This is a genomic window from Novosphingobium sp. PY1 (assembly GCF_017312445.1).
Lineage (GTDB): Bacteria > Pseudomonadota > Alphaproteobacteria > Sphingomonadales > Sphingomonadaceae > Novosphingobium.
Genome location: NZ_BLTI01000004.1, coordinates 509,458 through 521,404, shown reverse-complemented (window position 1 = coordinate 521,404; position 11,947 = coordinate 509,458). Strand labels below are relative to the sequence as shown.

At 68.1% G+C, this 11,947-nt stretch carries 4 protein-coding genes; all 4 read left to right on the top strand.

Features of this window, described 5'->3' with window-relative positions; all coding sequences use genetic code 11:
• Positions 1-105 precede the first annotated feature (105 nt).
• The 4 genes from J3474_RS06570 to J3474_RS06555 all read left to right on the top strand — a co-directional run bounded on the left by J3474_RS06570 (position 106) and on the right by J3474_RS06555 (position 11,946).
• The gene (locus J3474_RS06570; protein WP_207093472.1) at positions 106-1,854 is read left to right on the top strand and encodes a ShlB/FhaC/HecB family hemolysin secretion/activation protein; all 1,749 of its coding nucleotides are present in this window, start codon (positions 106-108) and stop codon (positions 1,852-1,854) included.
• Positions 1,851-8,573, top strand: coding sequence for a hypothetical protein (locus J3474_RS06565; RefSeq protein WP_207093471.1), 6,723 nt, complete (start codon positions 1,851-1,853; stop codon positions 8,571-8,573). The genes J3474_RS06570 and J3474_RS06565 overlap by 4 nt, the downstream gene beginning before the upstream one ends.
• Positions 8,574-8,656: 83 nt before the next feature.
• The gene (locus J3474_RS06560) at positions 8,657-9,949 is read left to right on the top strand and encodes a multiheme c-type cytochrome (protein ID WP_207093604.1); all 1,293 of its coding nucleotides are present in this window, start codon (positions 8,657-8,659) and stop codon (positions 9,947-9,949) included.
• Positions 9,949-11,946 carry a heme-binding protein gene (locus J3474_RS06555; protein WP_207093470.1) on the top strand — a complete coding sequence of 666 codons (1,998 nt, stop codon included), beginning with the start codon at positions 9,949-9,951 and terminating at the stop codon, positions 11,944-11,946. The genes J3474_RS06560 and J3474_RS06555 overlap by 1 nt, the downstream gene beginning before the upstream one ends.
• Position 11,947 lies beyond the last annotated feature (1 nt).

The following is an 11,947-nucleotide window of genomic DNA, read 5'->3' as shown; positions in this document are numbered from 1 at the left end:
TTTGCCGGACAGACAGGTCCGGCCGGGGGAATGAGAATGAGGGCGATTGCGATCGCGGATCTGAAACGGAAATGCGGCGCGCGGAGCGGTCCGTTGCGGCGGAGCATGATGCTCGGCCCGGCGATTGCAGCGGCCGCATTCCCGCTGGCGGCACGGGCACAGACGGCCGCGCCCACACCCCAGCCGCAGACGCGCGAATCCCTCGATCCCGGCCGCGTCCTCGACAGGCTGCCCGCACCGCGTCCGCGCCTTGAAGTCGAAAGCCAGATCGAGCGCGGACCCTGCCCGCTGGCCGACCCGGCTTTCGCCCAGACCCGCGTCACGTTCTCGCGCGTGAATTTCGCGCATCTCGAAGCCGTCGACCCCAGCGTACTGGACGACACCTGGAGCGACATGGCCGGGCAGGACCTGCCCGTTGCCGCCCTGTGCGAAGTGCGCGACCGCGCCGCCACGGCCCTGCGCGAGATGGGCTACCTGGCCGCCGTGCAGATCCCGCCGCAGCGGATCGAAAAGGGCGGACAGGTGCAGATGGACGTGCTTGTCGCACGACTGGTCGAAGTGCAGGTGCGCGGCGACGTCGGCGCCAACGACAAGGCGATCGCGGCGCATCTGGCCCAGCTGACCGAGCAGCCCTGGTTCAACACCCATGTCGCCGAACGCCAGCTCCTGCTGCTGGGCGACATGCCCGGCTACCAGGTCCGACTGACGCTCAAGCCGGCGCGGGGCGCGCCCGGCGAGGTGATCGGCGACGTTCTCGTCCGCCGCGAGCCCTTCGAGCTTGTCGGCGGTGTCCAGAATCTCGGCTCGAAGGCGAACGGACGCGAAGGCGGCTTCATCCAGGCGACCTTCAACGGTGTCACCGGCCTCGCCGACCGGACCACCGTAAGCCTGTTCAACACTTTCGACTTCAAGGAACAGACGGTCCTGCAGGCGACCCACGACTTCGCGCTGGGAGCCAGCGGGCTGCGCGTGGGCGGCAGCCTGCTGTGGGGCCGCAGCGAGCCGTCGGGCGCCCTGCCCTTCGAAAGCGACACCATCGCCGCAGACATCGGGGTAAGCTATCCGCTGATCCGCAAGCGCGCCGTCTCGGTGAAGGCGGCCGGCGGCCTCGAAATCGTCAACCAGGACATCGATTTCGCAACCACGCCGCTCACCCGCGATCACCTGCGCGTGCTCTACGCGCGACTCGCGGCCGATACCGCCGACGGTGCAAGCCTTGTCGGCCACGGCGGCTATACCGCGGCCGAACCGCGCTGGCGCCTGGGGGTTCAGGTCGAGGCCCGGCACGGGCTCGATGCGCTGGGCGCCAGCCGGGACTGTTCGCCCCTCTCCAACTGCCTGACCCCGCACGTTCCGATCAGCAACCTGCTCGCCGATCCCAGTGCCTTCGTGCTGCGGGCCGAGGCCACGGCCGAATTCCGCCCCATGCCCAGGCTGGCCCTCGCGGTTTCACCCCGCGCACAGTATTCGCCCGATCGCCTGCTGTCCTACGAGCAGTTCAGCATCGGCAACTACACCGTGGGGCGCGGCTTCGATCCCGGCACGGTGCTGGGCGACAGCGGCATCGGTTCCTCGTTCGAGCTGCGCTACGGCAGCATCGCCCGGGCCGTTGACAAGGCCCTTGCAGTGCAGCCCTATGCCTTCCTCGATGCCGCGCGCGCCTGGCGCCACGGCAGCGACGGGCAGAGCGCCTACTCCGCCGGTGGCGGCCTGAGGGCGCGCTGGGGCGGCAAGATCGACGCCAACCTCTCTTTCGCAGTTCCGCTGCGACGCGCCGGGTTCCAGCAGGAACGCGGCGATGTACGCGTTCTTTTCACAATAAGGGCACGGCTCTGGCCGCAGGATCCGTCATGACCATGAAGCCCCATACCGCCATCGTCCGCCGACACCGCGCCTCGCTTTGCGGAGCGAGCCTCTCCGCGCTGGTCCTGGCCATCGCCGCCACCCCGGTCGCGGCGCAGTCCTTCCAGGGCACCGGGACGGTCAACTCCGGTATCGCCTCCATCGTCGACGGCACCGGGACGACCGATGTCTTCATCGGCTCCACCGAAGTCGTAATCGACTGGACGACGAACGATCCGGGCGGCAGCGGCAACGTCATCTTCCAGACTGGCGGGACCACCGCCAACTTCACCGATTCGGGAATCAACGGCACCGACTACACGGTGCTCAACCGGATCGTGCCCGTCGATGGCACGGGCAATCCCACGAGTTCGACGATCCAGTTCGACGGCACCGTGAACAGTACCCTGGCCGGCGGGACCGGCGGCAATGTCTGGTTCTATTCGCCCAATGGCGTGATCGTCGGCTCGACCGCCACCTTCAACGTCGGCGGGCTGGTGCTCACCACCAATCCGATCGACACGACCGGCGGGCTATACGGACCGACCGGCCAGATCCGGTTCGCCGGCGCGGCCGGATCGCTGGCCCCGGTAACGATCCAGAGCGGGGCACAGATCAATGCGCTGCTCAACCCGCAAGTGCCCACGAACGCGGCCTACGTCGCACTCGTCGCGCCGCGCATCGAGCAAGGCGGCACCGTGCGATCGGACGGATCGATCGCCTATGTCGCGGCGGAAGTGGCGGACATCACGATCAACGCCGGCCTGTTCGACATCAACGTCACCACCGGCACCACCGATGCCAACGGCGTGGTTCATACCGGCACGACCGGCGGCTCGGCCTCGACCAGCGCGGCCGACGTCAAGACCGCCTACATGGTGGCGGTGGGCAAGAACGACGGCCTGACGATGCTGCTGAACGGCGGCATCGGCTACGACGCCGCCGCAGTCGCTACGGACGACGGCAGCTCGGTCGTGCTCTCGGCCGGACATGGCATCGGTTTCGATGCCGGGAATCCGCTTGTCGCAACCGGCAATATCGCCATCGGCGATGCGCAGTTCACTTCGGTGACCACCGCATCGGCGACCGACACGATCACCGTCGCGCCGACGACCCTGACGCAGTTCGATCGCTTCACGACGCTGAGTGCCATCAACCTTGTCCAGCTCGACGCACTGGGCGGTGCGCAGATCGTTGCCAACGACACGACCGGCCTGCCTTCGGACCTGCTTTTTCCGCCCTTCGGCATTGCCTATGCGCTCGACGTCAACGCAGGCTACGCCGACCAGGGCGGCGCGGTGGCCATCAACGTCGACGGCGGCGGCGCACTGACTGCGGCAGGCCGCATTCGCCTGCGCGCAATCGGCGATGCCACAAGCACGGCCGCGCTCACGGCCAACGGTCAGGGCGGCAGCGTGGCCATCAACCTGGGCGCCGGATCGATCACCGCGCCCAATCTCGAGATCGACGTCAGCGGCTATGGACAGGACATTGCGGCCGGCATCGGCGGTAATGGGAACGGCGGCAGCGTCACCATTGTCAGCGCCGGTACTCTGGCTGCGGACGATCTGAACGTCAGCGCCTACGGGCGCGGCGGCAGCGGCGATACCGGCGGCAACGGGTTCGGCGGCACGATCCAGCTTACCGCCACCGGCGGCGGAACGGTGCCCGCCACGAACTTCAGCCTGGACGCTTCTGGCGACGGCGGTGACGGCGTCAATGTCGGCGGCAACGGCACCGCCGGCCAGATCGACGTGCTGGTCGATACCGGCGGGTCGCTGGGATCGGCCGCCAGCTTCTATACTTACGCAACCTCCTACGGCGGATATTCCGACGTTCAGGGCGGCGACGGCACCGGCGGGGCCATCACGATTACCGACAACGGCGGCCTGCTCGACTTCGATAACGTGGGGCTCTACGCCAGCGGCTATGGATCGGGCGGGAGCGGCAATGGCGGCGACGGCTTCGGCGGCACCGGCCTCGTTTCGCTGAGCGGCAATGGCCAGAGCTGGGGCAGCCTGTACATCGAGGCCAGCGCCTATGGCGGCGAGAGCTATGGCGGCGGCTTCTCGGGCAATGCCACTGCGGACCTTGTGAACGGCGCGCACGTGAACGTCCAGGGCGCGGCGCTGAACCTCGGATTCAGTCTTGACGTCCATGCCGATTCCTACACCGCCGCAAACACCGTCTCCGGCGGCTTCGCCAACGGCGGCAACGCGCTGGTCAGCGTGGGATCGGGCGGATCGCTCACGGTCGGCTCCGACACCTCCATCACCGCCAATGCCGGCTTCCAGGTGGAAAGTTCGGCAGGTCCATCCATTTTTTCACCGGACATGACCGCAGGCACGGCCGGACTCACAATCGACAACGCCGCAGTCACCCTGCCCAGCCTGCTGGTCGAAGCGCAGGCCCAGACCACGGGCGGCCAATCGGGCGCGGGGACCGCGACGGGCGGAACCGCGACCGTTTCGGTTGCCAACAACGGCAGCCTCGTCGTCGACAGCGCACTTGGCGTGTTCTCGCCTTCGCTGCCCGGCCTCAACATTCTGGCCGGAGCCTACGGCGATTACGTCGATTTCTTCGCCTCGCCGGGCGCCGACCAATATGGTGCGGCTGCGCAGGGTGGGACGGCCAGCCTCATCCTCAATGGCGGCACGATCGACGTGGCGGACCCGGCTCTCGTCTACGCCGGGGCCATCGGCGGGATCTTCACCTCGGTCGGCGGCGCGGATTCGCTGGGTAGCGGGACCGGCGGCACGGCACAGGTTGCGATCGGCGGCGGCACCATGACGCTGGCGTCCACGCTCGACGTTTCGGCCGAGGGCATCGGCGGCTCGGTCACCGGCGGCGCGAAGGGCGGCAATGGCACTGGCGGCCTTGCGGGCGTCGACGTCACGGGAGGCGCCCTGATCGTCAACGGCACCGGGATCTCGGTGGACGCCAGCGGTTCGAGCCTCGACGTCGATCCTGCGGCCAACGGCAGCAGCGGCGACGGTACTGGCGGACAGGCGCGGCTGGCAGGGTCTGGCGGCACCATCACAGTCGCCGGGATCACCCAGGTCACTGCACGGGGCCTTGCCGGCGCAGCCGGTCTGGGCGGCATCGGCGGCAACAGCACCGGCGGCCTCGCCGTGCTGTCCGGCAGCGGCGGCGGCATTGTTACGCTCAACGGCCTCGTCTCCGTCCTTGCCGACGCCATCGGCGGCGACGGTTCGGCAGCGGGCGCGCTGGGCGGCAATGCCTTCGGCGGCAGCGCCAGTGCCGGACAGCAGGGCACCGGCTCGATGACCGTGGGCACCGACCTGCGCGTCGACGGCTCCGCGACGGGCGGCGCCAACAGCGTGGATTCGCTGACGCAGGGCCTGGCGAGCGGCGGCAGTGCCGGCCTCGCCTCGGAAGGGGGCACTTTCGACGTGGTAGGCAATGCAGTCCTCACTGCAGATGCCACGGGCGGGACAAATCCGGGCGGCACCGCTCCGCCGACCGTCGCAGGATTCCTGAAGATCGGCAGCTCTGCGGCCACCCCCAGCGGGGCGCTGACCGTCTTCGGTACGTTCGATGCAACCGCGACCGGCGATACCGCCCGGGCCGATGGCCAGGGCCTCTATCTGCGCACCGCCGACGCGGCGATATCGGTCGTGGGCGATACGACCTTCACCACCACCGGCGATGCCGTCTTCGATATTCTCGGCACCGGCAGCCTCGATGCCGGCGGCGCGCTGACGATCACCTCGACGCAAGGCCAGATCACCGGCACCGGCCTGATCACCAGCGCCGGCAACATGCTGATCGACGGCGCGACCGGCATCGATCTCGGGAGTCTGAGTTCGGGTGGGACAACCGGCCTGTTCTCCGCGCTGGGCCCGGTAAACATTGCCGACCTGCTCTCGACCGGTCCGGTGACTGTCTCCGGCCTGTCGGTCTCGATCGGGTCCAGCGGCGGCCTGACATTCGCCGATGCCGATGCGACCGGCGGCGATCTGGCCCTGGCCGTCACCGACGACCTCGTCGTCGCGACAGTCGATGCCACCGGCGCGGTGACGCTCACCAGCAGCAATGGCGCGGTCACCATCAACGGCGCGGTCAATGGCGCCGGCATCGCACTTGGTGCGGGCACGGACGTCACCGCCAACGCCAATCTCACCTCTGGCGGAACCCTTGACGTTGCCGCGGGCGGGACATTCTCGTCGACCGCACTCGTCACGGCGACGGGCAATACTGCGATCGTGGCCGACGCAGGAATTTCGCTGCCAAGCCTCGTTTCGGGCGGCACCACCTTGCTGCAGTCGAGCGCCGGTCCGGTTGCGGTGACCCAGCTCACCTCGACGGGTCTTGTCACGGCGCTAGGCCAGTCGATCGACATTGCCTCGACCGGTGCACTTACCTTCGCTTCCGCCGACGCCACGGCAGGCAACCTGTCGATCCAGACTGCAGGCGACCTTACCCTGGGCAACGGCAACGCAACGGGGACCGCCCAGCTTACGAGCACTGGCGGCTCCATCGCGATCACCGGCCTGCTGAGCGGGACCGGCGTTACACTGAACGGCGCACAGGACGTGACCTTCGCCAGCCTGACCTCTGCCGATGCGCTGGCGATTACGGCTGGCAACACGGTGACAGGCACCGGCGCCATCAACACCCTGGGCCAGACCACGATCTCCGCCCCCGGCGATGTCGCGCTGCAGGACCTGACCTCGGGCGGCCTAGCCCAGCTGACCAGCACGGCCGGTTCGGTAAGCATCGGCGGGCAATTGACCGGTCCGGATGTCACCATCGACGCTTCGCAGAACGTCGGCCTCGGCAGCGTCAACCTCACCGGCGCGCTCACGGGCACGGCGGGCAACGCCATTACCGCAACAGGCGATATCGTCACCGGCGGGCAGACAGTCCTATCATCAACCGGGAACATCGCCCTCCAGGGCCTCGCGACCGGCGGCGGCGCGCAGCTGACCAGTTCAGGCGGGTCCGTGACCCTCACCGGGCCACTGACCGGAACCGACGCCACCATCGGCGCCGCCCAGAACATTGGCCTTGCCAGCGTCAACCTCACTGGCGCGTTCACGGCTGCGGCCGGCAACGCGGTCACGGCAAGCGGCGCCATCGTCAGCGGCGGCCAGGCCTCGATCACGTCCGGCACCGCGCTGAGCCTGCAGGGCCTTTCGTCGGGCGCAAGCACCCTGCTGCAGGCGAATGGTACCCTGGCGGTAGCCGACCTGCTCTCGACCGGTCCGGTCACGGCAAGCGGCACCTCGCTCGACATCGCCTCGAGCGGCAGTCTTGCCTTCGCCGATGCCACTGCAACAGGCGGAAACCTGGCGCTTCGCACGCAAGGCAACCTCGACATCGTCAATGCAAGCGCCACCGGCAGCGTCGACCTCGCAAGCACGGCCGGCTCGTTCTCGAACACCGGGAACGTATCGGGCGCCGGCATCGCGATTGCCGCCGGGCAGGACGTCACGGCAACCGGCGCGCTCAACTCCAGCGCCGATCTGGCGGTCGATGCGGGTGCCAATGCCGCCATCGCCGGCAATGCGACGGCAAGCGGCCTCCTTGCGATGAGCGCGGGACAGACCCTGACCATCGACGGGTTCGCCGTCGGCGGCACGATGACCGCCACTTCGCAGGATATCGTCATCGGGCCGGACGCACAGGTCGGCCAGCGCGGGCGGACGACCAGCGTGACGTTCACGAACAGCAACGGCGCCAACCTCAGCAGCATCGGCGGTGCTGCTGCAGGGAGCGGCTACAGTCTCGATAATGGAGAACTGCAACAGGTCTTCGCCGACAGTGCGATCGCCTTTTCGGTCCAGACCGGAACCGGCGAAGTCCGGGTTGGCGACATCGCGCTGGGCTTCGGCCCCGGCCTTGCGCTCGGCACCGGCGGGACGCTTTCGCTGACATCGAACGGGCGCATCTCTGTCATCGGGAACGTCGCGCTCACCACTTCCGGCGCGCTCGACACACTGGCCCTTGCTGCGCCGAGAGTCGAAGTCGCCACGGACCTGGGCGCAATCGCCATGACCAACGCGAATGGCGGCGCGCTTGGCCTCCTGCGGGTCACGGCCGACCGCTTCACCGCCGCCACCTCGGGCGCCATCGGGCAGATCGACACAGCACCGGACATCACCGCGATCGATGGGCTGATGGGCCAACCGGCGGCGGGTACGGCAGGCGGTCTGCTGGCCGGCGCGATCGAGGCCAGCGTCACCGATGGCATCTTCATCCAGAACCTGGGTACAACCACCGCCTTCGCCGACCGGCGCGGCTTCACAGCCAATGCCCTTTCGATCACCACCGCAGGGACGGGCACAAGGATCGTCGTGAACGGGGTGCTCATCGATTCGGCCGGAAACGCACTGACCGGCCTCGACACCGTGACCCTGGTTACCGTCAACGGCAATCCGGCGGCTGCGGGCGGACCTTTCAACCCGCTCTCGACGGTTAACGGGTGCGTGATCGGGCTGCCCTGTACTTTGCTGCAAACAGACAATGGGCTCGAATCAATCATCCGCACCAAGACGGATATCGAACATCCGGTAACGCCCGAAAATAATGTCGCCGCACTACTTTCACCGCCGCCAATCCAAATTAACGTGGATTTGCCGGAACTTGTACGTAACCTTACGTTGCCCTTGGTCGACGAGCCGGTTACAGGGGTTGGCAACGAGGATCTATGGGGCGATAGCTGTTCTCCGGACACGGAGGGCTGCGTAGGGGGGCAATCCAAGTGACCCATTCGGGGGTAATCGGAACCGGACTTCGCGCAAGGACGCGCCTGTACCTGACCATCGCGGCGATCTTAGCCGCTCTGGTCATGGTCTGGTCCAACGCCGCCACGGCCGACAGCTACGAGGGTGTCGCCAGTTGCGCCGGGTCGACCTGCCACGGCCGCAGCGAAGGCGACGGCAAGGTCGTGCGCCAGGACGAACTGCGCATCTGGCAGGAACCGTCGAGCGAGACCGGCGCGCACAGCCGTGCCACTGCAGTCCTTTCCACCCCGCGCGGCCAGCGCATCGCCTCGGCTCTGGGGCTGGGCAATGCCGCTTCGGCCTCTGCCTGCCTCGGCTGCCATGCCACGAATGCGCCCAATGCCGCGCGCGGGGGACGCTTCCTCGCATCCGACGGGGTGGGCTGCGAATCCTGCCATGGCCCGGCTTCGGGCTGGCTCTCCAGCCACTACGCAATGCCGGCTACCCATGCCTCGAACGTCGCGGCGGGCATGATCCCGCTCGAAAAACCGCAAGTGCGCGCCTCGGTCTGCCTCGACTGCCACTTTGGCAGCGACAAGCCGGGCCAGTTCGTCACGCATTCGATGATGGCGGCGGGCCACCCGCGCGTGTCTTTCGAGCTCGACCTCTTTTCCTCGCTGCAGGCCCACTACAACCTCGACGCCGACTACGTGAAGCGCAAGGGAAGGCTGGACAGCCTGCAGCTCTGGGCCGTGGGCCAGGCCGAAGCGGTCAAACGCTCGACGCGCCTGTTCACCAATACCTCGCTCGCCACCCAAGGCATGTTCCCGCAGTTCTATTTCTACGACTGCCACTCCTGCCACCGCCAGATCACCGACAATCCGGCCGCGAAGCGCACGTTCGAGACCAATCCGGGGCGCCCGATCCCCTTCGGCAACCCGCCCTACAACGACGAGAACATGATCATGCTCTCCGCCGTCGCTTCGACGCTCGCGCCCGGTCAGGCCGCCCGCTACGACGCCGCCGCAAAGGCCTTCCACGCCGCCATGGCGCGGGGCCGCCCGCAGGCCGCCGAAGCCGCGAGAGCACTGTCCTTCGCCGCGGGCACGCTTTCGGACGCGCTGGCCGCTCGCCACTATTCGAACGATACCGCCTTCCAGGTGATCGCGGCGATCTCCGGCAAGGCGATCACCCCGCGCCTGACCGACTACACCGGCTCGGCCCAGGCGGTCATGGCCGTCGATACCCTCCTCAATGCACTGGTCCGCGAAGGCCGCGTCACGGTCGGTGCTGCGGCCGGCATCCGCGCGCAGATCAACCGCGCCTACGTCGCCGTATCCGCGCCTGAGAAGTTCGATCCCGGCTCCTTCCGCGCGGCACTGGGAAGCGCTGCCCGCTCGATCGAGGCCCTGCGCTGATGCGCTGGCGGGGGGGCACCATTGCAGCGCTCGCGGCGACCCTGATGCTCGCCGCCTGTGGCGGGGGAGACGGCAGTACGTCCAGCGGTTCAGGCGGCGGCGGCAGTTCTTCGGGAGGCGGCAGCTCCGGTGGCGGCTCCTCGGGCAGCGGCACGACGCTGGAGGATTACGAGGCCCCGGCGCAACTGTCGCTGAGCAGCGCGAATGTCGGCAAGATCGTGGCGCAGGCGGCGGCGCAGGCCAACCAGTCCGGCCATCCCTCGGTCATCGCCGTGGTCGACCGCGTCGGCAACGTCCTTGCCGTGTTCCGCATGAATGGCGCGCCCGCCAACGCCAGGATCCCCGATGCGCCCAATGGCGACAACGTCGACATCCAGGGCCTGTCCGTCCCGGCCGAAGCCGCGGCCATCGCCAAGGCAGTCACCGGCGCCTACCTGTCGAGCGCGGGCAACGCCTTCACCAGTCGCACTGCCAGCATGATCGTGCAGGAGCATTTCCCGCCCGCGCCCAGCACCGTCGGCCTGGAAAGCGGGCCACTGTTCGGCGTGCAGTTCAGCCAGCTTCCCTGTTCGGACTTCGCATCACGCTTCAAGGCTTCCGGCACCGACGCGCTGATCGGGCCCAAGCGGTCGCCGCTCGGTCTGTCGGCGGACCCCGGCGGCTTTCCGCTCTACATCAACGGCGTGCTGGTTGGCGGCATCGGCGTGAGCGGCGACGGGGTCTACGGCCTCGACGACAACGTGCTCGACACCGACACCGACTTCGAGGAACAGATCGCGCTGGCCGGCACCGTGGGCTTCGAGGCCCCGGAGGCGATCCGCGCCAACCGCATCTACGTGGATGGTACCCAGCTGCGCTACTCGGACGCGACCTATTCCGGCCTGTTCGACGTGGCCGGAGCGACTTATGCGCAGACCGCCCCGGCGCTCGGCAGCCTGGTGGCGGTCAAGGGCTACTTCGAAACCGCAGCTTTGCGCGCCGGTACCGCCTACGGCTCGGAAACCTCGGGCATCCGCGCCTCGACCACCGCCGAATTCTCGGACCGCGACGCCTACGTCCTGACCGACGGCAGCGGCACGAACCGCTACCCGATCCGCGCGGGAACCGACGGCGCCGACATCGCCCAGCCGATCACGGCGGACGAGGCGACGGCGATCCTCGAGGAAGCCTTCAAGGTCATGACCCGCGCCCGGGCGCAGATCCGCCAGCCGCTCGACAGCCGCGCGCAAGTCTCGATTTCGCTGGTCGATACGCGCGGACAGGTGTTGGGCATCGTGCGCTCACCCGATGCGCCGATCTTCGGCACCGACGTCTCGCTGCAGAAGGCGCGCACGGCCACCTTCTTTTCCGCCGCGCAGGCCGGCGCCCAGCTTCTGGCCGATCCCAGCAGCGATGTGCAGGCCTTCGTCGGCAAGGTGCGCACCTTCCTCGATGACCAAAGCGCACTGACCGGCACTTTCGCCTTTGCGGACCGCTCGGGCGGCAACCTGTCGCGCCCCTATTTCCCCGACGGCGAAGTCGGCAATCCCAATGGTCCGCTCTCGCGCCCGATCGCGCAGTGGAGCCCGTTCTCCACCGGCCTGCAATCGGCGCTGGTGCTGACCAACCTCGCCCAGCACCTGCAATACGTCACCGGGGCAAGCGCCACCGATACGCAGCAGCGCTGCACTTTCCTGCCCGACGTCGCCACGAACCAGAACCGGCTGCAGAACGGCATCCAGATCTTCCCCGGTTCGGTCCCGGTCTATCGCGGCAATGTGCTGGTCGGCGGCATCGGCGTATCGGGTGACGGCATCGACCAGGACGACATGATCAGCTTCCTGGGCAACCACAATGCCGGCGTGCGCCTCGGCACCACCGGCAATGCCCCGGCAGCGATCCGCGCCGACCGGATCGTCGTCAACGTCAACGGCGCGATGGTGCGCCTGCGCTTCGTCAACTGTCCCTTCGCGCCGTTCCTCGATTCCAGCGACCAGAACGTCTGCGAGGGCCTGTAAC

Bases quoted from the DNA above. Each gene is read 5' to 3' on its own strand.
- J3474_RS06570 (WP_207093472.1), top strand. From the start codon at position 106: ATGATGCTCGGCCCGGCGATTGCAGCGGCCGCATTCCCGCTGGCGGCA.
- J3474_RS06560 (WP_207093604.1), top strand. From the start codon at position 8,657: ATGGTCTGGTCCAACGCCGCCACGGCCGACAGCTACGAGGGTGTCGCC.
- J3474_RS06555 (WP_207093470.1), top strand. From the start codon at position 9,949: ATGCGCTGGCGGGGGGGCACCATTGCAGCGCTCGCGGCGACCCTGATG.
- J3474_RS06565 (WP_207093471.1), top strand. From the start codon at position 1,851: ATGACCATGAAGCCCCATACCGCCATCGTCCGCCGACACCGCGCCTCG.